The organism is Kitasatospora sp. NPDC088742 (assembly GCF_055584905.1).
The window spans coordinates 82,195-106,969 of the sequence record NZ_JBVJLD010000021.1 but is presented as its reverse complement, the minus strand read 5'-3'; the positions used below and the strand labels follow the sequence as shown (position 1 = coordinate 106,969).

At 70.7% G+C, this 24,775-nt stretch carries 25 protein-coding genes; 3 read left to right on the top strand and 22 right to left on the bottom strand.

The window, feature by feature from the left end; translation table 11 throughout:
* Window positions 1-11: 11 nt before the first annotated feature.
* Window positions 12-1,520 carry an MFS transporter gene (locus ACZ6ZR_RS18575; RefSeq protein WP_465643573.1) on the bottom strand — a complete coding sequence of 503 codons (1,509 nt, stop codon included), beginning with the start codon at window positions 1,518-1,520 and terminating at the stop codon, window positions 12-14.
* 124 nt (window positions 1,521-1,644) lie between these two features.
* A complete protein-coding gene (locus ACZ6ZR_RS18570; protein ID WP_465643571.1) occupies window positions 1,645-2,079 on the bottom strand; it encodes a MarR family winged helix-turn-helix transcriptional regulator in 435 nt (144 codons plus the stop codon).
* Between the two features lie 186 nt (window positions 2,080-2,265).
* Here ACZ6ZR_RS18570 and ACZ6ZR_RS18565 point away from each other — a divergent pair, with 186 nt between their 5' ends.
* Window positions 2,266-3,003: an MHYT domain-containing protein gene (locus tag ACZ6ZR_RS18565; protein ID WP_465643569.1), complete on the top strand. Its 738-nt coding sequence runs from the start codon at window positions 2,266-2,268 to the stop codon at window positions 3,001-3,003.
* 157 nt (window positions 3,004-3,160) lie between these two features.
* Here the strand turns inward: ACZ6ZR_RS18565 and ACZ6ZR_RS18560 are convergent, their stop codons facing one another.
* From ACZ6ZR_RS18560 to ACZ6ZR_RS18475, 18 genes are all read right to left on the bottom strand, one after another.
* The gene (locus ACZ6ZR_RS18560) at window positions 3,161-4,846 is read right to left on the bottom strand and encodes a hydrogenase maturation protein (protein ID WP_465643567.1); all 1,686 of its coding nucleotides are present in this window, start codon (window positions 4,844-4,846) and stop codon (window positions 3,161-3,163) included.
* Between the two features lie 114 nt (window positions 4,847-4,960).
* Window positions 4,961-6,292 carry a cation:proton antiporter gene (locus ACZ6ZR_RS18555; protein ID WP_465643565.1) on the bottom strand — a complete coding sequence of 444 codons (1,332 nt, stop codon included), beginning with the start codon at window positions 6,290-6,292 and terminating at the stop codon, window positions 4,961-4,963.
* A 154-nt stretch (window positions 6,293-6,446) separates the two neighbouring features.
* Window positions 6,447-7,709 carry a glycosyltransferase family 4 protein gene (locus tag ACZ6ZR_RS18550; protein WP_465643563.1) on the bottom strand — a complete coding sequence of 421 codons (1,263 nt, stop codon included), beginning with the start codon at window positions 7,707-7,709 and terminating at the stop codon, window positions 6,447-6,449.
* On the bottom strand, window positions 7,706-8,875 hold the full coding sequence (locus tag ACZ6ZR_RS18545; RefSeq protein ID WP_465643561.1) for a PP2C family protein-serine/threonine phosphatase: 1,170 nt from the start codon (window positions 8,873-8,875) through the stop codon (window positions 7,706-7,708). The genes ACZ6ZR_RS18550 and ACZ6ZR_RS18545 overlap by 4 nt, the downstream gene beginning before the upstream one ends.
* Window positions 8,820-9,407 carry an ATP-binding protein gene (locus ACZ6ZR_RS18540; RefSeq protein ID WP_465643559.1) on the bottom strand — a complete coding sequence of 196 codons (588 nt, stop codon included), beginning with the start codon at window positions 9,405-9,407 and terminating at the stop codon, window positions 8,820-8,822. The genes ACZ6ZR_RS18545 and ACZ6ZR_RS18540 overlap by 56 nt, the downstream gene beginning before the upstream one ends.
* A 7-nt stretch (window positions 9,408-9,414) precedes the next feature.
* The gene (locus tag ACZ6ZR_RS18535; protein ID WP_465643557.1) at window positions 9,415-9,735 is read right to left on the bottom strand and encodes an STAS domain-containing protein; all 321 of its coding nucleotides are present in this window, start codon (window positions 9,733-9,735) and stop codon (window positions 9,415-9,417) included.
* Window positions 9,732-10,106, bottom strand: coding sequence for an STAS domain-containing protein (locus tag ACZ6ZR_RS18530; protein ID WP_465643555.1), 375 nt, complete (start codon window positions 10,104-10,106; stop codon window positions 9,732-9,734). Before ACZ6ZR_RS18530 ends, ACZ6ZR_RS18535 begins: the two co-directional genes overlap by 4 nt.
* 243 nt (window positions 10,107-10,349) lie before the next feature.
* Window positions 10,350-11,534 carry a low temperature requirement protein A gene (locus tag ACZ6ZR_RS18525; protein ID WP_465643553.1) on the bottom strand — a complete coding sequence of 395 codons (1,185 nt, stop codon included), beginning with the start codon at window positions 11,532-11,534 and terminating at the stop codon, window positions 10,350-10,352.
* Entirely contained in the window at window positions 11,531-12,586 is a 1,056-nt protein-coding gene (locus tag ACZ6ZR_RS18520; protein WP_465643551.1) for an aldo/keto reductase, read from the bottom strand. The genes ACZ6ZR_RS18525 and ACZ6ZR_RS18520 overlap by 4 nt, the downstream gene beginning before the upstream one ends.
* Before the next feature lie 40 nt (window positions 12,587-12,626).
* Window positions 12,627-13,070, bottom strand: coding sequence for a VOC family protein (locus ACZ6ZR_RS18515; protein WP_465643549.1), 444 nt, complete (start codon window positions 13,068-13,070; stop codon window positions 12,627-12,629).
* Window positions 13,067-13,687, bottom strand: coding sequence for a DJ-1/PfpI family protein (locus ACZ6ZR_RS18510; protein ID WP_465643547.1), 621 nt, complete (start codon window positions 13,685-13,687; stop codon window positions 13,067-13,069). Before ACZ6ZR_RS18510 ends, ACZ6ZR_RS18515 begins: the two co-directional genes overlap by 4 nt.
* Window positions 13,680-15,233 (bottom strand): GMC family oxidoreductase, encoded by a 1,554-nt coding sequence (locus ACZ6ZR_RS18505; RefSeq protein WP_465643545.1) that lies wholly within the window; start codon window positions 15,231-15,233, stop codon window positions 13,680-13,682. Before ACZ6ZR_RS18505 ends, ACZ6ZR_RS18510 begins: the two co-directional genes overlap by 8 nt.
* Window positions 15,230-15,634 carry a nuclear transport factor 2 family protein gene (locus ACZ6ZR_RS18500; RefSeq protein WP_345283790.1) on the bottom strand — a complete coding sequence of 135 codons (405 nt, stop codon included), beginning with the start codon at window positions 15,632-15,634 and terminating at the stop codon, window positions 15,230-15,232. The genes ACZ6ZR_RS18505 and ACZ6ZR_RS18500 overlap by 4 nt, the downstream gene beginning before the upstream one ends.
* Window positions 15,635-15,671: 37 nt before the next feature.
* Complete coding sequence (locus tag ACZ6ZR_RS18495) at window positions 15,672-16,124, bottom strand: nuclear transport factor 2 family protein (RefSeq protein ID WP_465643543.1); 453 nt, start codon at window positions 16,122-16,124, stop codon at window positions 15,672-15,674.
* A gap of 3 nt (window positions 16,125-16,127) precedes the next feature.
* Entirely contained in the window at window positions 16,128-16,550 is a 423-nt protein-coding gene (locus ACZ6ZR_RS18490; RefSeq protein ID WP_465643541.1) for a nuclear transport factor 2 family protein, read from the bottom strand.
* A 52-nt stretch (window positions 16,551-16,602) separates the two neighbouring features.
* Complete coding sequence (locus ACZ6ZR_RS18485) at window positions 16,603-17,034, bottom strand: nuclear transport factor 2 family protein (protein ID WP_345283784.1); 432 nt, start codon at window positions 17,032-17,034, stop codon at window positions 16,603-16,605.
* Window positions 17,035-17,058: 24 nt separating this feature from the next.
* Window positions 17,059-18,699, bottom strand: coding sequence for a thiamine pyrophosphate-binding protein (locus ACZ6ZR_RS18480; protein WP_465643539.1), 1,641 nt, complete (start codon window positions 18,697-18,699; stop codon window positions 17,059-17,061).
* A 10-nt stretch (window positions 18,700-18,709) separates the two neighbouring features.
* Window positions 18,710-19,537 carry a type 1 glutamine amidotransferase domain-containing protein gene (locus tag ACZ6ZR_RS18475; RefSeq protein ID WP_465643537.1) on the bottom strand — a complete coding sequence of 276 codons (828 nt, stop codon included), beginning with the start codon at window positions 19,535-19,537 and terminating at the stop codon, window positions 18,710-18,712.
* 232 nt (window positions 19,538-19,769) lie between these two features.
* Here ACZ6ZR_RS18475 and glgB point away from each other — a divergent pair, with 232 nt between their 5' ends.
* Window positions 19,770-21,674 (top strand): 1,4-alpha-glucan branching protein GlgB, encoded by a 1,905-nt coding sequence (gene glgB, locus ACZ6ZR_RS18470; RefSeq protein WP_465643535.1) that lies wholly within the window; start codon window positions 19,770-19,772, stop codon window positions 21,672-21,674.
* A gap of 148 nt (window positions 21,675-21,822) precedes the next feature.
* On the top strand, window positions 21,823-22,596 hold the full coding sequence (locus tag ACZ6ZR_RS18465) for an SDR family NAD(P)-dependent oxidoreductase (RefSeq protein ID WP_465643533.1): 774 nt from the start codon (window positions 21,823-21,825) through the stop codon (window positions 22,594-22,596).
* Window positions 22,597-22,700: 104 nt separating this feature from the next.
* Here the strand turns inward: ACZ6ZR_RS18465 and ACZ6ZR_RS18460 are convergent, their stop codons facing one another.
* Both ACZ6ZR_RS18460 and ACZ6ZR_RS18455 read right to left on the bottom strand, forming a co-directional pair.
* Window positions 22,701-23,057: an STAS domain-containing protein gene (locus ACZ6ZR_RS18460; protein ID WP_465643531.1), complete on the bottom strand. Its 357-nt coding sequence runs from the start codon at window positions 23,055-23,057 to the stop codon at window positions 22,701-22,703.
* A gap of 29 nt (window positions 23,058-23,086) precedes the next feature.
* Window positions 23,087-24,775 (bottom strand): glycogen debranching protein (locus tag ACZ6ZR_RS18455; RefSeq protein WP_465643529.1); only part of this gene is annotated, 1,689 nt, incomplete at its 5' end.

Below are 24,775 nucleotides of genomic sequence, written 5' to 3'. Positions count from 1 at the left end.
ACCCGGAGGGATCAGCAGGCCGTGGCCAGCTCGCGCCCGCGCAGCGGAGTGCGCGGCACCAGGGCGACCACCCGGCTCCCCCGGTGCAGGTCCACCCGGACCTTGAGGTCGGCGACCCGGGCCAGCACCAGGCCGACCACCACGGCCGCCAGCGCGGAGACCGCTCCGCAGGCCAGCAGCCCGAACCGGGGCCCGTACTCGCCGGTGACCCAGCCGACCACCGGGGCGCCGATCGGCGTGCCGCCGGTGAAGACCAGCACCAGCAGGCCCGACACCCGTCCCCGCAGTGCGGGGTCGGTGGCCAGCTGGATCGCCGAGTTGACCGAGGTGTTGAAGGTCAGACCGAACATCCCGATCACCGTCAGCAGCGCGGCGAAGGTCCAGTAGCCGGGCGCGAAGGCGGCCAGGATCTGGAACGCGCCGAAGGCCAGCGCGGCGCCGACCAGCCGCCGCAGCCGCGGCGCCCCGCGCCGGGCGGCGAGCAGTGCGCCGGCCAGCGAGCCGACCGCCATCGCGGTGTTGAGCAGACCGTACTGACCGGCCCCGACGTGGAAGGTGTCGTGGGCGAAACCCGCCAGCAGGGTCGGGAAGTTGAACCCGAAGGTGCCGATGAACCCGGCCAGCACCATCGGCCAGAGCAGCTCCGGACGCTCCTTCACGTACCGCAGCCCCTCCCGGAGTTGGCCCTTCTCCCGGGCCACCCGTTCGATCGGGCGCAGCTCGCTCTCGCGCATGGCGAGCAGACCGCCGATCACCGCCACGAAGGAGAGCGCGTTGACCGCGAAGGCCCAGCCACTGCCCACCGCGGCGATCAGCAGACCGGCGACGGCCGGGCCGACCAGCCGGGCGGTCTGGAAGTTGGCCGCGTTCAGGCTGACCGCGTTGGCCAGGTCCTTGGTGGGGACCATCTCGCTGACGAAGGCCTGCCGGGCCGGGTTGTCGACCACGGTGACCAGGCCGAGCAGCAGGGCGAAGACGTACACGAAACCGGCGGTGGCGGCCCCGGTGATGGTGAGCACCGCGAGGCCGGCGGCCAGCAGGCCCATCGCGCCCTGGGTGGCGATCAGCAGCCGCCGCTTGGGCAGCCGGTCGGCGAGCACGCCGCCCCAGAGACCGAGCAGCAGCATCGGGAGGAACTGCATCGCGGTGGTGATGCCGACCGCGAGCGGGCTGCCGGTGAGGCTGAGCACCAGCCAGTCCTGGGCGATCCGCTGCATCCAGGTGCCGGTGTTGCTGACGACCTGTCCGGCGAAGTAGTAGCGGTAGTTGCGGATCAGCAGCGAGGAGAACATCCCGCCGGGCCGGGTGAAGCGGGCCCCGGTGGGGCCGTCCCCGCGGAGCGGGGTGGATGCGGCGGGGATCTCCGCCGCGGTGCGTTCGTCGGGGTCGTCGTCGCCGGTGCCCGGCAGGCCCACGGGGGTGGGCTCGGGGCTCTCGACGGCGGCGGCGCCTGGCGCCGCGGGCTGGCTGGTGGAGTCGTCGGTACGGATGGCGGCGCTGACGGCGGCCGGCGGTGTCAAGGTGGGCTCCCCTCCTGGCGCGACCGCGGTGTGGGACCCGGTCGCGCTGCTGGTGTCTCGTATCGGTCCTGAGGTGATGCGGTGCTCCTTCTGTCGATGCCTCGATGCGCTGACGGGTCGTCGGCTACAGGTGGGCCAGCTTGTAGAGGACCGGTGCGGCCTCCTTGAGCTGCGCCCACTCCTCCTCGGTCAGTCCTTCGGCCAGTTCGGCCAGCCAGACGTTCCGACGGCGGCGGCTCTCCTCGAGGATGGCCTCGGCCTCCTCCGTGGAGCTCACCATCACCTGCCGGCGGTCCTCGGGGTGCGGCTCGCGCCGCACCAACCCCTTCTCCTCCAGCATCGCGATGATCCTGGTCATCGACGGCGGCTGGACGTGTTCCTTCCTGGCGAGCTCACCAGGCGTCGCCTTGCCACACCGGGCGAGGGTGCCGAGCACCCCGATCTCGGTGGGGCTCAGCGATTCCTCGACCCGCTGGTGTCGCAACCGGCGGGCAAGGCGCATCGCGGCCGACCGGAGCTGACTGACGGCAGCGAGGTCGGCCTCGGACATCTCGGGCATGTTCTTAGCCTATCTCATTACTCTCCCTAACAAAAATGAGTATCGGTGGGATTGGTGAGCGTGTCTTGCACTGCCCGTGAAGGACCCGCTCTGGCCTGGGACTTCACCGAAACCACCATGGTTGCCCACGTTCGGTCAGGATGATTGGGTCTTGTTGTCAGGAACACAGCATGCCTAGGAGTCCTCTTGGGTCACATCGACCACGCGGTGCACGGCTGGGTCACCCCGGCGATCTCGTACCTGGCCGCGTGCCTGGGTGCCCTGCTCGCGCTGCGCTCCACCCGCTGGGCCCTGCTCACCGAGGGCCGCACCCGGCGCAACTGGCTGATCTTCGCGTCGATCTCGCTCGGGGTCGGCATCTGGAGCATGCACTTCATCGCCATGCTCGGCTTCGCGGTCCAGGACGCGGAGATCCGGTACAACGTGCCGCTCACCGTGCTCAGCCTGCTGGTCGCCATCACGGTGGTCGGCATCGGGATCTTCACCGTCGGGTACAGCCGCCACCCACGGGCCTCGCTGCTGGCCGGCGGGGTGGCAACCGGGCTCGGGGTGGCGGCCATGCACTACATGGGCATGGCCGCGATGCAGATCAACGGGACGCTGGTCTACGACCGGACGACCGTGGCCGCCTCGGTCGGCATCGCGGTCTTCGCGGCCACCGCCGCGCTCTGGGCCGCGCTCAACATCCGGGCCACCGGGGCGGTGCTGGCCGCCGCACCGGTGATGGGGGTGGCGGTCTGCGCGATGCACTACACCGGCATGGCCGCCGTCCAGGTCTCGCTCTCCGGTGTCCGCACCACCCCGCCGGGGGTGGTGGCCCTCCAGTTCGTCTTCCCCCTCGCGGTCGGCCTCGGCTGCTACATCTTCTCCAGCGCCCTCGCCTTCGCCGTAGCCCCCGACAAGGTCACCGTCCGCCCGGCCTGATCAGGAGCGCGAGGCTCTGCTGGTGTGCGGCTCCGCCGCAGGGCGCGCAGGGGAACGGCAACACCTGCAACTGGCTGACGTGCCCTCAGTCGCAGGTGAGCCGCCTCCCGACTCGCGCAGTTCCTCGCGCCCCTGGTGGCGCAGCCACGTCCGTCGGCTACCCGCGGATGTGGGCCGGGGTCTCGGTGGGGCAGGTCTTGTGGACGAAGGCGCGGCGGAGGGCGTGGTAAGGCTCGTCGGGGGCGAGGAAGTTGTGCCGCATATGGGTCAACTCCTCCGCGCGGTAGGCCGCCAGCGGCTTGGCCGCCTCGTCGGCGGCGCGGCGGCGCTTCTTCGCCACCAGCCAGTCACCCAACTCCCCGGAGCGGGCCAGCTGTTCGGCCTCCGCGGCGGCCCAGCGGCGGAACTCCCCGGAGTCGCCCCCGGCGACCCGGTCGACCAGGCCGAGGGTCAGGGCCTCGCGGGCGCCGATCGGCAGGGCGGCCGAGGTGAGCCTCCCGGCCTGTTCGACGCCGACCCGGCGGGGCAGGGTGTAGGTCCAGTACTCGGAGCCGTGGAGGCCCATCAGCCGGTAGTGCGGGTTGAGCACCGCCGAGGCCCGGCACCAGACCTCGTCCGCCGCGAGGGCCAGCATCAGGCCGCCCGCCGCCGCGTTCCCGGACAGCGCCGAGATCACGTAGGTGTCGGTGGTGGTGAGGATCGCCTCGACCAGGTCGTCCATCGCGTTGATGTTGGCCCAGGACTCGGCGGCCGGGTCGGCGGCGGCCTCGATGACGTTGAGGTGGATGCCGTTGGAGAAGAAGTCCCGGGCCGGTCCGAGCACCAGCACGGAGACCGGCCGGGCCGCCGCCGCGCGGTAGGCGCGGAGCAGGCGGCGGCACTGGGCGGTGCTCATCGCCCCGCCGGGGAAGGCGAATTCGAGGTAGCCGACCTCGCCGTACTCCCGGTAGCGGATCTCCGACCAGGTCTCCCGCCCGGCCGCCTCCTCCGGCGAGACCGGCACCTCGGGCACCCCGGCCAGGGTCAGCTGCGGCCCGAGCACGGTGGCGGCGGGCAGCTTGTAGGTGGCCGGGCCGCCGGGCGTCCGACGCGGCCTCAACTGCGGTATCCAGACCGCCCCGTCCACCGTCGCGCGGCAGACCGCGCCGTCCCGGCTGGCGATCAGATCGCCGGCGCGCCCGCGCAGCCGGTCCTCGCCGCAACCACCGTGCAGGTAGTACTCCCGGCCGTACAGCTCGTCCAGCACACCGGGCTGGCTGTCCGCCGCGCGTAGCTTGCGCAGCACCGTCGCGGTGGAGTCGACCGTCCAGTCGATCCGGCGGAACTCCTGGGCGTGGTACGGGCGTTCGCGCCCGATCCGGCCGACCGCCAGGTCCGGGGCGTACCAGCCGCCGGCGAACCGTTCGACCGCCTGGAGCACCGCCTCGACGGCGGCGTCCGCCACCTCGTTGCGGTAGACCTCGCTCTTGGCCCCGGCCCGCAGCGGGAACGGCACGCTGGCCCAGACCGGGCCGGCGTCCATCTCGGCCACCGCCTGGAGCACCGTGACGCCCCATTCGGCGGCGCCGTCGTGGATCGCCCAGTCCAGCGAGGACGGGCCCCGGTCGCCGGCCGGGCCGGGGTGCACGATGAAGACCGGGTAGGCCCGCCAGACGTCCTCCGGTACCTTCCGGGTGAGCATCGGCGCCACGATCAGGTCGGGCCGGAACCGGGCCGCCCCGGCCCGCAGGGCCTCGTCGCCCAGGGCGAGTTCGACCCCGACGTGGTGGCCGCGCTCACGCAGCTCCACGTGGACCCGCTGGGTCAGACTGTTGAAAGCGCTGGCGACCAGCAGTACGCGCAAGGTGCCCTCCGGCGGCATGTCGGTGCGGTGACCCCCGTGAATCCGAGCCATCCAAACACGGGCATGCACACGACAGGCAAATCACCGCACGACCCTCACCTAGCCCACCCGTGATCACCTCGCCGAGCGGCGCTCCAGCAGCCGGTACGCCGGAGCGGTGGCCGCCGTGGTGAGCACCGCCACCAGCACCAGCACGGTGGCTCCGAGGTCGTTCACCAGCCCGGCCTGGTGGCCGATGGTGATCACCACCAGCTCGGTGACGCCCCGGCAGTTCATCAGCACCCCCAGCCGCAGCCCCTCGGCCGGCCGCAGCCCCGCCACCGAGGTGCCCAGCACCGCGCCGAGCAGCTTGCCGCCGACCGCGACGGCCAGCACCGCGAGCAGCGTCAGCCAGCCGGCCGGATCGCCGAGCACCGCCCCGGCGGAGGTCCGGAGCCCGATGCCGACGAAGAACAGCGGCAGCAGCACCGCCGAGGTGAAGCCCTCCAACTGCCGGCAGATCCGCTGCACCGCCGGATGGCCGCCCGGGGTGGCCGCGCCGAACAGCAGCGCGCCGACCACCGGGTGCAGCCCCAGCCACTGGGTGAGCGCGGCCAGCCCGAGCAGTCCGGCCAGCAGCGCGGAGAGCAACTGGCCACCGCGCGCCGCCGGTTGGCGCTCGGACCAGTCCACCAGGGCGGCCAGCGCGGGCCGCAGCCCGTACCAGACGGCGGGCAGCAGCACCACCAGGGCGGCCACCGTGAGCGGTGCGGCGCCGGCCTGGCCGCCGCCGGTCACGGCGAGCAGCACGGTCAGCGCCGCCCAGCCGACGCCGTCGCCCAACGCCGCCGCACCGAGCGCGAGTTGGCCGTGCGGACGGTCGGTGAGACGGAGCTCGGCGAGGATCCGGGCCAGCACCGGGAGCGCGGTGACGGAGAGCGCCAGACCGAGGAAGAGGGTCTCGGCGGCGGGCCGGGAGCCGTCCGCCAGCCGGCCACCGAGCAGCAGGGCCAGGCCCAGGCCGCCCAGGAACGGCGTCAGCAGACTGCCCACGCCGAGGCCGAGCAGCGCACCGCCGCGGACCCTGAGCTCCTCGGGGCGGATCCGGCAGCCGACCAGGAACATGAAGACGGCCAGGCCGAGGTCGGCGGCGGAGCCGAGGCCCTGCCGGACCGGCGCGGTGAACAGCCACTGCTGGCCGGCCGGCCAGAGCAGGCCGAGGGCGGACGGGCCGAGCAGCAACCCTCCGACCACCTCGCCGACCACCTGGGGCTGGCCGAAGCGCTGGAACAGCGCGCCCAGCAGATGCGCCGTCAGCACCACCACCGCCGCCGCCACCAGGAACCGCGCCAGCGGATCCCCCACCCCGCCCCGCGCCCACGCCGCCGCAGCCAGCGCCACCGCCGAGACGCCCCCGACCACCCCACGCCACCGCGGCCCGGCGGCACCGATCTCGCTGACAGCCACCGCCGACTCCTTCGCGAACGTGGTGATGCTTCAGGGGCGCGGGGAACCGCGCGAGTACGGAAGGCGGCCCAGTGCTAGATCGGGGCACGCGAGCCAGTTGCACGCGCTGCCGTTCCCCAGCGCGCAGTTCCCCGCGCCCCTGAACCCCCATGGTTCAGAGCAGGTTGCCCTCGGGGACGACGATGCGGGGGCGGCCCTGGCTGAGGACCTTCGCGGCTTGGCGTTCGGCGAAGACCGGGCCCTCGATGGTGGCGATGCGGTAGTTCTCGGCGGTCTGCTGGGCGATGGCCTTCCAGCTGTAGTCGCGGATCACCATCTCCCGGGCCCGCTCGGCCATCTCCAGGGCGTTCTGACGGTCGCTCAGCAGGCCGGAGACGGCCTCGGCGAGCGAGCGCGGGTCGCCGGCGTTGAAGGTGGCGCCGGTGCGGCCCGGGCGGATGATCTCCATCATGCCGCCGGTGGAGGCCACCGCGACGGGAGTGCCCGCCGCCGCCACCTCCAGGGCGATCATGCCGAAGGGCTCGTACCGGGAGGGCAGCGCCATCACGTCGCAGGCGGCGATCATCGTGGAGAGCTCGCGGTCCAGGAAGCCGGTGAACTCGACCCGGTCGGTGACCCCCAAGTCCCGGGTGAGCGCCTCAAGTTCCTGCCGGTACGGGCCGTCGCCGGCGATCATGACCTTGGTCCCGGGGTGCCGCGCGGAGAGCTCCGGCACCGACATGATCAGGTCCTGCACGCCCTTCTCGTAGACCAAGCGCCCGGCGAAGCCGACCAGCGGACCGTCGGCGTGGTGGCGGCGGCGGAAGTTCTGCACCTGCTCCGGGTCGGTCTCCCAGCGGTGCGGCTCCACGCCGTTGGCCACCACCTCCATGCGCCGGTAGGGCACGCTCATCAGGCGGTTGACCTCCCAGGCCATGTACTGGGAGCAGACCACCAGGCGGCAGGCCTCGTGCGCGAGCCACCACTCGACCGAGTGGATGGACTTGTTCATGTTCTCGGGCAGCCAGCCCTGGTGGCGGCCGGCCTCGGTGGCGTGGATGGTGGCGATCAGCGGGACGTTGAGCTGCTCCTTGAGCGTGACCGCGGCGTGCGCCACCAGCCAGTCGTGGGCGTGCACCACGTCGAAGTCGTGGCCGATCGAGGCCCGCAGGGCGGCCCTGGTGAGGGTGTGGTTGAAGGCCATCGTCCAGGCCAGGAAGCTGTCCTGGGACTCGGCGAAGAGCGGCGGGTCCTCCATGGCGTGCACCACCCGGACGCCCTCCTGCCACTCCTCCAGCGGGTGGCCGGGCGCATACCTGGTGACCACGGTGATCTCGTGGCCCTCCTTGACCAGCGAGGTCGCCAGGGCGTGCACGTGCCGCCCCAAGCCGCCGACCAGCACCGGCGGATACTCCCAGGACAGCATCAGGATCTTCATGGACCGTCTCCCCCGTCGTCTCTCGGTTCAGTGGTGCGTTGGTACTCGCCGGGACCGGCGGGGTGCCGGAGCAGACCGAGCATCGTGATGTCGTCGAACTGCTCACCCACACCGGCGTGTTCGGCCACCGCCTTGCGCATCCGCTCGATCACGGTGGCCGCCCGTCCGGGGTCGGCCAGCATGGTCAGCATCCGGTCCTCACCGAGGAACTCCCCTGCCGGATTACGCGCTTCCGGCACTCCGTCGGTGTACAGGTAGAGCAGGTCACCCCGCTCCAAGGTGGCGAAGCCGAGGTCGAAGTGGGCGTCCCGCATCAGCCCGAGGGCCGGGCCGGTGGGCAGCAGTGACAGCTGCTCACCCGTCGCGCGCTGGACGACCGGTGCGTTGTGGCCGCAGTTGATGTAGATCAGCTCACCGGTCCTGGTGTCCACCACCCCGAAGAACAGGGTGGCGAAGTACGCCTGGTGCAGGTGATTGGTGGTCAGGTAGTCGTTGGTGGTGCGGACGGCGCGCAGCGCCAGGGCCGCGCCGGGAAGCGGCCGCCCGGCCGAGCCGACCGGCTCGGGGACGATGTTCAGGCCCTCGTCGGCCACCGCCGCCTGCCGGAGCAGGCTGCGGATCAGGGCCATGAACAGGGCGGCTCCGATGCCCTTGTCGCAGACGTCCGCGATCGCGAAGGCGAGGAAGTCGCCGTTGATCACGTCGTACGCGTCGTAGAAGTCGCCGCTGACCTCGCGGGCCGGCTCGAAGTAGGCCGCGATGTCCCACTCCTCCAGCTCCGGCAGGTTCTCCGGCAGGAAGCCGCGCTGGATCTCGCGGCCGATCTGGAGCTCCCGCTCGAAGCGGCTCTCGTCCACGGCCGAGTGCATCTCGTCGAGCACGTAGGCGAGGTCGCGGTTCTGCCGGCACATGTCCAGCCGCTTGCGGACCAGGTAGGGCAGGAAGGGTTCGGCCAGGTAGTCCAGCCCCTCCTTCAGGTGCGGCTCGATCCTGCTCACGTCGCCGCTGCTGAAGGCGACCACCGCGGGCGGCCGGCCGGTCTTGCGGCTCAGCTCGCGGATAAGCCGGCGGACCGTCTCGACGTCGAGCGCGGCGTCCACCAGCAGCAGGTCACACCCGGGGGCGTCCGGCCAGCGCGCCGCCAGTACCGAGGAGGGGTAGGACACCGTCGCCGGGATCCCGACCTCCGCCAGTGTCTGCCACAGCTCCAACGCGGCCGCGCTGGGGCTGGGTTGACTGACGATCAGTGCTTTCTCGGACACTATCGACCCGCCCATCGTATTCCGGTGCGATCCGCCGCATGGCGATCGTGGTGTGGTTCGCACCGTGCACGTACTCGTGAAACGACCTGTCCACCGCGTGGTTGACCAGATAGAGCCCCAGCGAGCCGGGCTCGCGCTGGTGCAGGGGCAGGTCGAGACCACGCGGTGGCCGGGCCGTGAACGGGTTGAACGGTGGTGCGGTGTCCGTCAGGCGGATCGAGACCTCCGTGTCGGTGACCACTCCTTCGAGCCCTATCCGGCCCCGTCCGGAGCCGGAGTACCCGTGCACCACGATGTTGACGACCAGCTCCTCGGTCGCCAAGCGGAGCAGGTGGGACCGGGCCGGAGTGAGACCGGCCTCGGTCGCGAGGTCCTCCACCAGGGAGTTGACCAGCTCCAGGGAGCTGACGTCCGCCGACACGTCGATCTTCTTCATGGCATGCCTACGCGGGGATCGAGTCTGCGAAGGTGACGCTCTGGTCGAAGCCGACGAGCCGGATGGTCTGCTCCACGGCGCTGTTGACGCCCACCAGGACGACACGGACGTCGTCGTCCATCTTCTGGCGGGTGTAGACGATCTGGCGCAGGCCGGCCGAGGAGATGTAGTCGACCTTGCTCATCTCCAGGACGAGCTCCTTCGGGCGGGCCTCGATGACCGACTCCGCGGCCTTCTGGAAGATCGGCGCGCCGGTCGCGTCGAGGTCACCGCCGATGGTCACGACCGCCGTGGTGCCGCGGAAATCCACTGAGACGTCAAAACTCATTTGGTCCACTCCTGGTCAGTTGCCTCGGCGACGCGTTGCCGAATGAGCATTGCGACACCATCGGAACAACTCTCGACAATATGGAAGAGGCGGAGGAAGCCGGTCACCCGGAGCGCATTCCGAAGATGCGACGAAAGACCGGACAGAGCCACCTCGACCTCGGCGCCCTGAGCCCGCCGGTGCACCATGAGCAGCACCCGCAGACCGGCGCTGGAGATGAACGGGACCCCTGAGAGGTCCAGCAGCAGCGGCGTTCCCTGCGGCATGACGTCCACGATCCCGCTGAACACGCCCTGCGCCGATCTGGCGTCCAGGTCACCGGTCAGCTCGACACAGGTGACGCCGTCGGCCATGCGCGTGACGACCTCCATTGCCGGACCCCTTGGTCGAAATTGCTCCAGATTCCCTTTGCTCTGCTATTCTCCGCAGGATTGTGAGGGAGCGTCAATCAACTGTCCGCCCAGGGGAATCCACGTTCGAGTCGCGGAGCGGAGTCCGTCAAGTCCCTGTGTCAGGTCGGGAGAACGACGCGAAAAGGACGCGAAAAGGACGCGGAAATGGCCGACGGCCGGCCCCGGGGAAGGGGACCGGCCGTCGGCACGGAGGAGCGGCGGCTACTCCGCCGGCTGGGCACGCCTGAGTCGCTGCGGGACCCGCACCAGCGGCAGCGAGCGGTGGGTCTCCACAATGAAGGCCTCCAGCCCGTTGACGGCCGCCAGCACCAGCACCACCACGACGGCGGTGACCAGTTGGGGCAGCAGCGAGGCCACGCCGGACAGCACGGCCAGCGCCACGGCTCCGGAGAACCGGGGCACCGCGGCCGCGCCGAACATCCGCCAGCGGGCGTAGCAGAACCCGAGCAGGTAGAGGCCGGCTCCGGGAGCGAGCATCAACTGCGGGAGTTCGTGCGGCACTTGCGACGGATGGGCGATCAGCTCCTCCAGGCCGACCGCCATCAGGATGATGGCGACGGCGTACAGCAGGTGCGCGTAGCTGAACACGTCGCGGACGATCCTGGCCTGCACCGGATCGCTGCCCAGGCTGTGCCGGGCCGCCGGCGCCCCGTAGTGGAAGTACGCCCACCAGAGCAGCACGATCAGCACGAAGGCCAGGCCCAGCGTGCTCAGGGTGAGCGCGTCCATCACGTGGCCGCCGGTGACGTGGCTGCCGGCCGCGATGACCGTCTCACCCAGCGCCATGATGACGAACAGGCCGAAGCGCTCCGGGAGGTGGGAGGTCTCGAAGCGGGCCTGGTCGAGCTTCTTGCCCAGCACCGCGGTGCCCAGCACCTCGATCACCGCGCCGACCGCCCACAGGATGTGGCGCGGCTCGCTGCCCAGGAAGCTGCCGACCAGGAAGAGCGGGCCGCTGGCCAGCAGGCTGACCGAGAACGGCTCGATCCGCAGCCCGCCGAAGCTGGGCCAGCGCCGCATCCGCTGCCACAGGATCAGCCGCAGCAGCACGTAGCAGACGCCGTACAGCGGCCCGCTGGACCCGAAGGCGTCCGGCACGGCCACCGCCATGCCCAGGCCGCAGGCGGCCAGGGCGAAGACCAGCAGACGGCCGTGGACACCGTCGAGGTTGGAGCCGCTGGTGTTGCCGAGCAGCGCCGCGCCGACCCAGCCCATCCAGAGCGGCAGGAAGAGCAGGATCGCGGCGCCGGCGTCCACCAGCGAATGCGAGTGGGCCAGCAGGACCGAGATCTGGGTGATGGCGAACACCCAGACCAGGTCGAAGAACAACTCGGCCCAGGTGACCCGCTGTTCCTGGGTCTCCGCGGACTCCACCTCCGCGGTCATGCCCCGTCCCCGCCCTCGATGTGGCGGTGGGCGCGCACGTCGAGGCCGTCCGTCAGCCGGCCGGCCTCGCCGTAGACGAAGCCCTGCATGGACTTGATGAAGTCGGCCGGGAAGCCGAGCGGCACCTCGCTGGCCCGGTTGAGCCGGGCGACCGCCTCGTCCGGCAGCCGGACGTCGACGGCGGCCAGGTTGTCCTCCAGCTGCTCCAGCTTCCGGGCGCCGACCACCGGGTGGACGTGGCTGCCGTGCTGCATGACCCAGGCCAGCGCCACCTGGGAGGAGGAGACGCCGAGTTCGTCCGCGACGGCGTCCACCTCCTTGGCCACCGCGAGGTCGCGGGCCGAGATGTCGTGCTGGCTCACCCGGGTCTGGCCGGTGGCCCGGCCGCGGCTGAACTTGCCGGAGAGCAGGCCCCCGGAGAGCGGCGACCAGGCCGCCACCGAGAGGCCCATCGCCTCGACCATCGGCATGATCTCCCGGTCGGCGTCCCGCTTGACCAGGCTGAACGGCACCTGGACGCCCACGAAGGGGGTCCAACCGCGCCACTCGGCAAGGGTGTTGGCCCGTGCGACCACCCAGCCCGGGGAGTCCGAGATGCCGATGTACTGCACCTTGCCGGCCCGGACCTGGTCGTCCAGGGCCCGCATGGTCTCCTCGATCGGCGTGCCCGGGTCCCAGATGTGCACCCAGAGCAGGTCGATCCGGTCGGTGTTCAGCCGCTTGAGGCTCTGGTCCAGCGAACGGACCAGGTTCTTGCGGTGGTTGCCCGAGGCGTTCGGGTCGGTGCCGTCATCGGTCAGGGTGTACTTGGTGGCCAGCACGAAGCGGTCGCGGTCCGCCCCGAGCAGCTCGCCGAGGATCTTCTCGCTGGTGCCCTCGGTGTAGCGGTTGGCGGTGTCGATCACGTTCCCGCCGGCCTCGGCGTACGCCTCGAAGAGCTTGCGGCTCTCCTCGACCGAGGCGCCGAAGCCCCAGTCCTCGCCGAAGGTCATGGTGCCGAGGAACAGCTCGGAGACCCTCAGACCACTGCGTCCCAGAAGTCGGTAACGCACCTTGTAATCCCTCCCCTGATGATGGCCCGTCGCGGCCGGGTCAGTGCGCGTGCGTGTGCGCGTGGGCCGACGGATCGTCCCGGTACCCCTCGCTGACCTCGACCACCACACCGTCCGGGTCGGTCAGCCAGATGCTGCGCCACCCGGGGATGAAGTCGTCGAAGGAGAGCGGGCCCAGGGAGACCGGCACGTCCTCGTCCAGCCCGGACAGGAACTCTGTCAGGTTCTCGGTCTGGAAAGCGAGGTGTCTCACCGTTCCGGGGGTGGAAGGGCCGTCCTTCGTTACGTCGAGCGGCTCGCCGGCTCCCGCCGCGAACAGCTCCAGGTAGACCTGCCCCTGCTTCACGAAGACGATCTGCTGGTCGCCCAGGTCCACCGTGCGGGCCCGCTCGAAGCCGAACCAGCGGTGGTAGAACTCCTCGGTCACCTTCTGGTCGGCGCAGTTGAGCGCGGCGTGCGACCAGCGCAGCTCCAGCCCGCTCACGCGGCGGCTCCCTGCGACGCCCGGCGGCTGATCAGGATGTCGATGATCTGACGGGCGAACAGGTGGGCGTGCTGCCCGGTCCGTCCGGTCACCAGGTCGTCGCCGTCCAGCACCACGTCGGAGTCCACGTACTCGGCGCCCATGTTCCGGACGTCGCCCACCAGGTTGTTGTGGCAGACCACCTTCCGGCCCCGGATGGTCTCCGGGATGGTGGCCAGCAGCCAGAAGCCGTGGCAGATGACGCCCTTGAGCACCGAGGGCTCGTCGAAGGCGCGCCGGACGAAGTCGGCCGCCGGGGCCAGCACGTCCACGTCCTCGGTGTAGCGCAGCCGGTCGGAGACCATGCCGGAGGGCACGATCACCGCGGCGTAGGAGCGCAGCTCCTCGTCGCTCAGGCCCTCGAACGACTCGGTCGCGGTGAACGGCACCCGCCACTCGTGGCCGGTGAAGGTGATCGCGTCCTGGCCCCACATCCGGGTGAGGAAGTGGACCTCGGCGCCCTCCTCGGCGAAGCGGCGCTGGTAGTAGTGGATCTCGGGCTCGAAGTAGTCGCTCTCGATCAGCACGGCGATCTTCGTGCCGGTCAGCGGGCCCTCACGGAGCACCAGGTCACCCACGGCGCGCCTCCTTGATCAGGTCGGACGCGCGCTCGGCGATGGCGACGATCGCGCTGTGGCAGTTGCCGGACGGGACGGCCGGCATCACGCTGGCGTCCACCACCCGGACACCCTCGACGCCGCGCACCCGCAGCTGCGGGTCGACCACGGCCAGGTCGTCGATGCCCATCCGGCAGGAGCCGGCCTGGTGGTGGTAGCAGTCCGCGCGGTCGCGGACGAACTGCTCGATCTCCTTGTCGGTGCGCACGTCCGGGCCGGGCAGCAGCTCGCCCTTGAGGTGGCCCTTGAACTCCGGCGCGGCGAAGATGTCGCGGGCCAGCTTGAAGCCCTGGACCATCCGGTCCACGTCCGACCGGTCCCCCAGGTAGTTGGGGTCGACCAGCGGCTTGGCGAACGGGTCGTCGCTGGCGAGCCGGATCGAGCCGCGCGAGGTCGGGCGGACCACGCCGGGCAGGATGGAGACCGCGTTCGGGTGGCCGGCGCCGACGATGATGTCGAACGACACGTGCACGAAGGCGAGTTGCAGGTCCGGCGCGATCATGCCGGGCTGCGAGACCGCGAACAGCGCGGCTTCGGAGAGGTTCTGGTGGCCCTCCCGGGGCGGATCGACGGTCTCCGCGATCAGGCCGGTGAGGACGTGGTTGTGGAAGTTCTCGCCCACGCCGGGCAGGTCGGCGACCACCGGGATGCCGTGCTCGGCCAGCAGCTTGGCCGGGCCGAGCCCGGAGAGCTGGAGCAGCTTGGGCGACTCGATGGCGCCCTGACAGACGATCACCTCGCGGGTGGCCCGCACGGTGTGCACGCCGGGCTCCGCCTGGGTGGCGGCGGAGAGCAGCCGGCCGTCGCCCTCGGGGATCGTCTCGGCCTCCTGACGGTACGTCACGCCGACGCAGCGGGTGCCCTCGAAGACCAGGTTCATCGCCGTGGCCGAGGTGCGCAGGGTCAGGTTGGGGCGCGGCAGGGCCGGCTCCAGGAAGGACTGGAGGGCGCCCTTGCGGCGGCCGTTCTCCACGTCGATGTGGTGCCAGCCGGTGCCGATCATCTCGGGGCCGTTGAAGTCGTCCACCTCGCGGTGGCCGAGCCCCTTGGCGGCGTCGATGAAGGTCCGCGACAGCGGGTGCGGGTCGCCGTCCGCCGCGGAGGTGACGGTCTGGAGCTCCTTGAGCTTGGCGAAGTACGGCTTGAGGTCCGCGTAGGACCAGCCGGCCGCGCCCTGGTAGGCCCAGTTGTCGAAGTCCGAGGGGTGACCCTCGATGTGCATCATGATGTAGAGGTTGCTGGAGCCGCCGGGCAGCTTGCCGCGCGGCTCGTAGACCGTCCGGCCGTTCAACCCGGCCTGTGGCACGGTCTGGTAGCCCCAGTCCACCGAGGACCCGAGCAGTGTGTACCACAGTGGTGCGGCGTCCACGTTGGCCGGGACGAACGCACCGCCGGCCTCCAGCACCAGGACCTTGACGTCCGGGTCCTCGGACAGCCGGTTGGCGACCACCGACCCGGCGGTGCCACCGCCGACGACGATGTAGTCGTACTCCACCGGGGCGCTCATGACGCGCCGTCCGGGGAGCCGAGGACGGCGCGGAAGGGCACCGTGTCGTGGAAGTTGGCCATGTAGGTGATCAGGCCGTCCACCACCTGGAAGTAGTTGACGACGTTCGCCTCGACCCGGCCGCCGGCCGGCGTCTCGGCGGTGATCTTCGAGACCACGGCCGCCTGCTCGCCGTCCACCACGAAGTGGGCGGGAACGTTCTGGAACGAGGCGTACATCTCCGGGAAGCCCTTCATCATCTCCCGGAGCGTCTCCCGCCCCTCGACGTGCCCTGCGAGCTGCTCGTCCATCACCTGGTCGACCGCGAACAGGTCGCACCAGGCGTCCCAGTTCCCGGCGTTCGCAAGCTGGTAGTACGAGGTCACAACTTCCCTGGTGTCCACCACGGTGCCCTTCCGCATCTGTGTGAGCCCGAACCGGGCCTGTAGTACCCGGCGCTCAGACGCGCACGGCGTTGGTCGCGAGCTGCGACCAGAACTGGTTGAACTGCGTGGTGCCGTCGCCGAAGATGGCGCCGCGGCCCTCGACGACCTTGCCGTTCTCCCACTTGAGGACGTGGACGACGTCGATCTCCAGGCGGTCGTACGGGGAGATGCTCCCCTCCTCCGCGGTGACCCGGGTGCCCAGGTTGTAGGAGACGTCCGCCGACCAGCCGGGCGCGGTGCAGATGGCACTGCGGGTCATGATGAAGCTGCCGCCGGAGAGCTCGCCGACCCGGGTCATGAAGTCGAAGAAGCCGTCCAGGCCCTCCCACCAGCCGGCCAGCTGGTGGTTGCCGGGGACCAGCCAGCGCATGGACTCGTCCCAGTACTTCTCGATCTGGCCGCGGTCGCCGGTGGCGAGTGCCTCGTAGGCCGCGTTGACCAGCTCGGGGGTCACGTCGTCCGCCATGGTTCAGCCCGCCAGACGGGCGGCGATGCCCTTGAGCTCGAAGCGGCTCCACATGTAGCGGTCCACGCCGTGCTGGTCGGCGGTGTGCACCTGGACCTCGCGGATCTTGCCGTCCTCGATGCCGTAGGTGGTGCAGGTCGGGAAGAGGTACTGGACGCCCTCGGACTCGCCGTGGCCGCTGTGCTTCTCCACGACGGTGCCGTTGTCCAGCTCACCGAAGTGCACGTTGTCGACCGAGATGCCGGCCTGGAAGAGGTCCGCGAAGAAGGCGATGACCTCGTCCGCGCCCTTCATCGCGCCGGACAGCGGGTGGTGGCCCGGCATGTTCCAGACGATCTCCTCGTGGAAGAGCTCGGTCTTGATCTTGTCCATGTCGCCGGTGCCGAAGTACTCGTACATCTTCAGGATGATGTCGGTGTTGGACATGTGACTGCCTCTCAGTTCGGTACTGCGGTGGGTGAGTTGGAGCGGGGGACTGTCAGAGCGAGGCCGAGCCCGGCATCGGGTCGAGGGAGTCCACGATGTAGATCTTGATCTGCGGGGCGCCGTCCGGGCCGGCCGAGACCACCCAGGTCTGGTAGGCGTCGAAGCCGAGCCAGGCGCTCTTCGGGCCCGGCGCGTCCCAGATCTTGGCCTGCCAGTTGACGACCACCTTGACGTCGGCGGAGGTCTCGGTCAGGTTGCTCACCTCGGTCGAGGTGACGGTGTGCACCTCGTCGAAGAAGCGGTTGGTGACGGCCTTGTACCAGTCGGCGAAGCCGGCGTGGCCCCGGGAGGTGGTCTCCGGGAAGCGCATCTCCAGGCCCTCGTCGACCAGGTAGGTCAGCGCGGTCTCCAGCGGCACGTGCTGGTCCAGCGCGCGGTACCAGTCGGCGACCATGGTCTTGATCGCCGTCTCGGTCAGTGCCATTTCTTCTCCTGCTGCGAAGGTCGGTCAGCGGGTGTCGTCGGTGAGCAGCTCGACCAGCAGCGGCCGACGGGTCGTCAGCATCCGCTCCACCACGTCGTCGATCTGGTCCGGCTTGTCCAGCCGGACGGCGTCGGCGCCGAGCGAACGGGCCAGGCCGACGAAGTCGATCTCCGGGTGGGAGAGGTCGAAGGAGTGCGGGAACTCGTGCTTCTCGATGTCCCGCTCGACCCAGTACTGGTCGATGTTCTTGTTCAGCAGCTCGTACCGGTGGTTGTTGCAGACCACGAAGACGGCCGGCACGTCGTGCCGGGCGGCGGTCCACAGCGCCTGGTAGGTGTACATCGAGCCGCCGTCGCCGGTGAAGCCGACGACCGTCTTCTCCGGGTGGGCGATCTTCATGCCCACCGCGCCCGGGATGCCGACGCCCAGCGAACCGCCGCGGGTGGCGAAGTAGTGCCCGGGCAGGCGCGGGTTGAGGTACCGGGTGATGTACGGCGAGGCGGTCAGCGCCTCGTCGAAGACCATCAGGTCCTCCGGGGCCCGCTCGCCCAGCTTCGCCAGGAAGGCACCGATCAGGGTGTCGTCCGGAGCCTCCGCCTTGGCGGCCTGCTCGACCCGCCGCCGCTCGATGAACGTAACGGCCGCAGCGTCCTGTTCGGGCGTGCGAAGCCCGTCCAGCGCGGTGGCCAGCGCGTCCAGGGTGAGCTTCGGGTCGGCGACCAGGCCCAGCGTGACGGGGTGGTTCTTGGCGATCTCGTAGTCGTCGAGGTCGACGTGCACGACGGCCGCACCCTCGGCGAACGGGGTGACCAGGTCCGGGAAGACCTCGGGGAACACGTAGGTCCCCACGATCAGCACCGCGTCCGCCTCGCGCACCGCCGCCCGGCTGACCATGCCGAACATGTGCCCGATGGCGCCGCGCGCCAGCGGGTGGTCGGCCGGAAGGTGCGCCTCGGACGAGTCCACGAACCACACGTCGGCGCCCAACTTCTCGGCGACGCGCAGCAGTTCGGGCTCCGCCCCGGAGACGGAGATCCCGTCACCGACCAGCAGCAGCGGACGCTTGGCCGGCGCCAGCAGCGCCGCCGCCTCGGCCACCAGGGCCGGGGCCGGCAGCGTCCGACGGTCGGGGATGACCGTCGGGACGACCGGCTCGTCGTTCGGGGCGTCCAGGATGTCCATCGGCAGCGCGACGAAGACCGGGCCGCGCGGCTCGGTCATCGCCGTCTTGATGGCGCGACGGAGCACCCGCAGCAGGGACCGCGGATCGACCACCCTGGTCGCCCACTTGGTCACCGGCCTGGCCATCGCGACCAGGTCGGCGGCCATCTGGGCGTCCATCGAGTCGTACTCGATGCCCGACTCGCCGGCGATGACCACCAGCGGCGCGTGACCGCGCTTGGACTGGTACATCATGCCGATGCCGTTGCCGAGACCGACCCCGCTGTGCAGCTGAAGCAGCGCCGGGCCGCCGGTCGCCCGGGCGAACCCGTCGGCGATGCCGGCCGCGACCGTCTCCTGCAGCGTCAGGATGTACTGGAAGTCGGGGTACTCCTCCAGGGCGTCCAGAAAGCCCTGCTCCACGGTGCCCGGATTGCCGAACATGTGGGTGATGCCGTCGGCGAGCAGCTGCTCGATGATGGCGTTCTTGCCGAGCCTGGTCACAGGAACTCCCTTACCAGCCGTAGCGGGTCAGGCCGTCTTCCAGGACCTCGACCATCTTCTCGCCGGTGCGGTAGGAGTCCGGGGTCGAACGGCCCGTGATGAACGGGTAGTCGACGATCACCGAGATCTCCTTGCCGAAGTTGCCGTGGTAACGGCCCTCGGGCGCGGTGGCGTCGCGGAGGATGTACTCCAGCGGGTACGGCGGCGGGCCCATCACGAAGTCGGTGCCGAGGAAGCCGGTGCCGTCCTTGTAGTCGTACTCCTTGCAGTGCCCGGTGACGTGCTTGCCGGAGATGATGCTCTTCCGGTCCTCCCAGTCACGGGCGAACGCGAGGCAGGCCACGCCGTAGCACTCGGCGCCGATCGGCTTGTCCGCGCGCAGGAAGCTCAGGATCACGTCGTGCACCCGGCCGTTGTTGGCGAGGTCCACGATCGGGCCGCTGCCACCGACGATGAGCAGCGCGTCGTACTCGGCCAGACGCTCCGTCAGCCCGTCGCCGACCGCGTTGTTGTAGGCCTCCAGCTTGCGGAGGTAGTCCTCGTCGCTGGTGTAGGGACGGGTCGGGATCCAGGAGGAGATGTCCTCCGGGCTGTCCAGACGGTCCGAGGCCTCCAGCTCGACGACCACCTTGGCGACCTCGGCGGAGACCACACTGCGGCCGAGCGGCGGGTCGACGAAACCCGGGTCCATGCTCGGCGGCAGGGCGTTCGCCCGCTTGCCGTTGGGGGTCGCGAAGGTCACCTGGTAACCCTGCTTGTCGAATGCGTACAGCGGGCCGACGAGTTCCTCGCCCCAATAGCCGTACTCCGACAGGAGTACGAGAACTTTCTTCGTCATGGCTACTCCGTTTTCGAGGCTTGTCACTGCCTGCCCCACAGATCCTGTGGCAGCCCGGGGGCCGGGTCAACGGCCCGGCGGGCCGGTCGGCACTCCCCCCGGAATGGCCCGGCACATTACGTCAAGTCCCCTGCGCCGCATTGTCGGAGTGCACTTTTTACGCCTGGAAAACTCCCCAAGGAATGCCCTGGGCTGCGACAATTCCGGAGTGTCGCCGACCAAAGGAATTGCCGTGCTTCAGTCAATCGCCGCGTCCGCGGAGACGACCGCGGGGGCGCCCGAGGAGCTGCCGGCTTCCGGGCCCGGCCCGCTCGACCTGCACCTGCTCGCCGAGGGGAAGCACCAGCGCCTCTGGGAGGTGCTCGGCGCCCACCCCGGCACCGACCCGTCCGGCCGCCCCGGGGTCACCTTCACCCTCTGGGCCCCGCGCGCCCACCAGGTCGCGGTGGCCGGCCAGGTGACCGGCGGCCGGGCCCCCGTCCCGCTGCACCGGATCGGCACCACCGACTACTGGACCGCCTTCGTCCCCGGCGCCGAGGCCGGCCAGCGCTACCGCTTCGAACTCCTCGGCGCCGACGGCGTCCGCCGCGCCAAGGCCGACCCGTGCGCCCGCTCCGCCCCGCTGCCGCCCGGCCCGGAGAGCGTGGTGTACGCCTCGGAGTACCGCTGGGGCGACCGCGAGTGGATGATCCGCCGCGCAGCGGCCGACCCGCGCCGCCGCCCGCTCAGCGTCTACGAGGTCCACCTCGGCTCCTGGCGACCAGGCCTGAGCTACCGTCAGCTCGCCACCCAGCTCACCGCCTACGTGCGCGAGCAGGGCTTCACCCACGTCGAGCTGCTGCCGGTCATGGAGCACCCCTACGGCGGCTCCTGGGGCTACCAGGTCACCGGCTTCTACGCCCCCAGCTCACGCTTCGGCTCCCCCGACGACTTCCGCTACCTGGTCGACTCGCTGCACCGCGCCGGGATCGGCGTCATCCTCGACTGGGTGCCGGCCCACTTCCCCCGCGACGACTTCGCGCTCGGCCGGTTCGACGGCCACCCGCTCTACGAGCACCCCGACCCGCGCCGCGGCGAGCACCCCGACTGGGGCACCCTGGTCTTCGACTACGGCCGCCCCGAGGTCGCCAACTTCCTGATCGCCAACGCCCTCTACTGGTGCGAGGAGTTCCACGTCGACGGCCTGCGGGTGGACGCGGTCGCCTCCATGCTCTACCTCGACTACTCCCGGCCGCACGGCGAGTGGGAGCCCAACCAGGAGGGCGGCCGGGAGAACCTCGAAGCGGTCGCCTTCCTGCGCTCCCTCAACGAGACCGTGCACGGCCGCTTCCCCGGCGTCCTCACCATCGCCGAGGAGTCCACCACCTGGCCCGGCGTCACCGCCCCGCTGCGCGACGGCGGCCTGGGCTTCGACTTCAAGTGGAACCTCGGCTGGATGCACGACACCCTCGACTACTTCCAGCAGGACCCGCTCTACCGCGAGCACCACCACCACGGGATCACCTTCTCCACCACCTACGCCTGGACGGAGAACTTCGTCCTGCCGCTCAGCCACGACGAGGTGGTGCACGGCAAGGGCTCACTGCGGAGCCGGATGCCCGGTGACGAGGCCGCCCAACTCGCCAACGTGCGGGCCATGTTCGGCCTGATGTGGGCCCTCCCCGGGAAGAACCTGCTCTTCATGGGCGGCGAGAACGGCGACCAGGGCGAGTGGAGCGAGCCCTACGGCCTGAGCTGGCCCGGCCCCGAGGAGACCGGCCGGCTCGGCGTCCGGAAGCTGGTCTCCGCCCTCAACCGCGCCTACCGCGACACCCCCGCCCTCTGGGCCCAGGACCCGCTCCCCGAGGGCTTCCAGTGGCTCGACGCCGACGACGCCGCCCACAACGTCTACGCCTTCCTCCGCCGCGCCCCCGACGGCGCCCCCCTGGTCTGCGTCGCCAACCTCTCCGGCGCCACCTGGGACGCCCACCGCATCGGCCTCCCCCGCCCCGGCCGCTGGCGCGTCCTCCTCGACACCGCCCCCACCCCCACCCGCCCCCAGACCGTCCGCGCCACCCCCACCCCCCACCACGCCCAACCCTGGTCCACAGACCTCCACTTGCCCGCCCTCAGCACCTGCTGGCTCGTCCCCGCCTAGTGGCTACGCCTTCGGGGGCGCGAGGAACTGCGCGCAGGGGAACGGCAACACCTGCAACTGGCTCACATGCCCCGGTCCAACACTGGTCCGCCTTCCGATTCGCGCAGTTCCTCGCGCCCCCGGAATCACCAATTAGGAGTTGTCCTCCATGAAGCGAATCCTCGTCACCGGCTCGGCCGACGGCATCGGCCGTCAGACCGCCACCATGCTCGTCGCCCAGGGCCACGCAGTGGTGCTGCACGCCCGCAACGCCCAGCGCGCCGAGGACGCCCGCCGGGCCGTGCCCGGGGCCGCGGACGTGGTGGTCGGCGACCTCGCCTCGCTCTCCCAGACCGCCGAACTCGCCAAGCAGGCAACGGCCCTGGGCGCGTACGACGCCATCGTCCACAACGCCGGGATCTCCCGCACCGGCAGCCCTCGGCAGGCCTCCGAGGACGGCCTGGAGACCACCTTCCAGGTGAACGTCCTCGCCCCGTACGTGCTCACCGCACTCATCCCGCTGCCACAGCGCCTGGTCTACCTCTCCTCCGGGATGTCCGACGGCGGCACCATCGACCTGTCCGACCTCCAGCGCACCCGCCGCCGCTGGGACGGCACCTCCGCCTACTGCGACTCCAAGCTGGCCGACCTCGCGCTGGCCTTCGCGGTGGCCCGCCGCCACCCCGAGGTCCACAGCAACGCGGTCTGCCCCGGCTGGGTGCGCTCCCGGATGGGCGGCAGCTCGGCGCCGACCGACCTGGCGACCGGCGCCGCCACCCAGGTCTGGCTGGCCGGCTCGGACGACCCGGCGGCCCAGGTCTCCGGCAGCTACCTGCGGCACATGAGGTTCCTCGACGAGGCGAAGCCGGAGACCGAGGACCCCGAGGTCCAGGAGGCCCTGCTCGCCGCCTGCGCCGAACTGAGCGGCATTCGGTTCTCCTGAAGGACACGCGGAAGGGCCCCGGTACCCAAGAACAGGTACCGGGGCCCTTCCCGTATGACGAAGCCTCAGGTCGGAGCCTCAGGTCGAAACCTCAGGACGGAGCCTCAGGCGGCCGCCCGCCCGTCGTCCCCGCCGTCGAGGTCGGTCAGCTCCAGGCCGCGCTGGAAGCCGGCCAGCCGGAGCGTGCGCCCGACCGGCTCCTGGACGCCCGCGAGTGCGATGGACACCGGCTCCGGGAAGCGCTGGCGCAGGTAGAGCAGCGAGCGCAGCCCCGCCGAGGAGAGGTAGCGGACGGTGCTGAGGTCGACCACCAGCCGTCCGATCTCGCGGCGTTGGGCCAGGGTGTCGAGCTGGCGGCGGAAGCCGGGCGTGCCGAGCGCGTCCAGTTCGCCGCCGACCCTGATCCTCACCGTGCTGCCGCCGTGCCGTCTCGGACCGGCGTCACCGTTCATGGTCGTCATGGTCATCCCCCTTGTCCCCCCTACCGCTCTCAGCCGTCGTTCCGGCGGCCGACCAGGACCACCGAGGAACGCGGGCCGATCGGGTAGCGCAGCTGGTCCTCCAGGACGGGCTCGGCGCCCGGTGCGCTGATGTCCTCGGGCTCCTCGGCCGAGGTGTCGGCCGCCCGGTGCCAGCGCATGTCCCCCGGCAGGTCCGGGAGTTCGAGCTCCAGGCCCTCCCAGTGGGAGTTGGCCGCGACGTAGACGAAGTCGGCCGAGCCGTCCTCGTGCTCGCCGCAGCGCATCACGGCCAGCACCCGGTCGCCCTCGGACCAGTCCGGCTGCCAGGCCCGGGTGCCGTGCCAACTCACGTCCGGGTAGCCGGGTATGGCGTCGGCTCCGGTCGGGTGGGTGGCCCGGCGGAGCACGTCGTGCTCCTGCCGGAAGCGGATCAACTGGGTGGTGAAGCGCCGGAGTTCGTCGGCCTCGTCGGTCTTCGGCCAGGTCAGCCAGGAGATCTCGCTGTCCTGGCAGTAGGCGTTGTTGTTGCCGCCCTGGGTGTTCCCGAACTCGTCGCCGGACAGGATCATCGGGATGCCCTGGCTGGTGAGCAGCAGCACCATCGCGTTCTTGGCCTGCCGCCGCCGCAGCGCCAGCACCTCGGGGTCGTCGGTCGGCCCCTCGGCCCCGGAGTTCCAGGAGTCGTTGTCGCTGTTGCCGTCCCGGTTGTACTCGCCGTTGGCCTCGTTGTGCCGCTCGTTGTACGAGAACAGGTCGTTGAGGGTGAAGCCGTCGTGGCAGGTGACGAAGTTGACCGAGGCGGTGGTGCCGCGGCTGCCGTACAGGTCGGGCGAGCCGACCAGACGGGTCGCCAGCTCGCCGACGGTGCCGGGCTCGCCCTTGAGGAAGCGCCGCAGCACGTCCCGGTAGCGCCCGTTCCACTCGGCCCAGCGGCCGTAGTTGGGGAAGGAGCCGACCTGGTAGAGGCCGCCGGCGTCCCAGGCCTCGGCGATCAGCACGCAGTCCTTGAGCAGCGGGTCGTAGGAGAGCGCCTCCAGCAGCGGCGGGTTCTCCAGCGGTGCGCCGTCCTCGCCGCGGTCCAGGATGGAGGCCAGGTCGAAGCGGAAGCCGTCGACGTGGTACTCGCTGGCCCAGTACCGCAGGGCGGACAGGATGTAGTCGCGGACCACCGGGTTGTTGCAGTTGAAGGTGTTCCCGGTGCCGCTGAAGTTCTGGTAGTAGCCCTCGGGGGTGAGCTGGTAGTAGGTGCTGTTGTCCAGCCCCCGGAAGTGGATGGTCGGGCCGTGCTCGTTGCCCTCGGCGGTGTGGTTGAAGACCACGTCCAGGATCACCTGGATGCCGTTGGCGTGCAGGTCCCGGACCAGCTCCTTGAACTCCTCGCGCTGGCGCCCGGCGGCGCCGCCGGCCGCGAAGCCGGCCTTGGGGGCGAAGAAGCCCACCGTGGAGTAGCCCCAGTAGTTGAGCAGCAGGTCGCCGGTGGTCGGGCTGGTCCGGCTGTTCTCGAACTCGTCGAACTCGAAGACCGGCATCAACTCGACGCAGTTGACGCCGAGTTCCTTGAGGTAGGGGATCTTCTCGCGCAGGCCTGCGAAGGTGCCGGGCGCGGCCACCCCGGCCGACTCGTGCCGGGTGAAGCCGCGCACGTGCAGCTCGTAGACCACCAGGTCCTTGGTGGGCAGCCGGAGCGGGTGGTCGCCCTGCCAGTCGAAGTGGTCGGC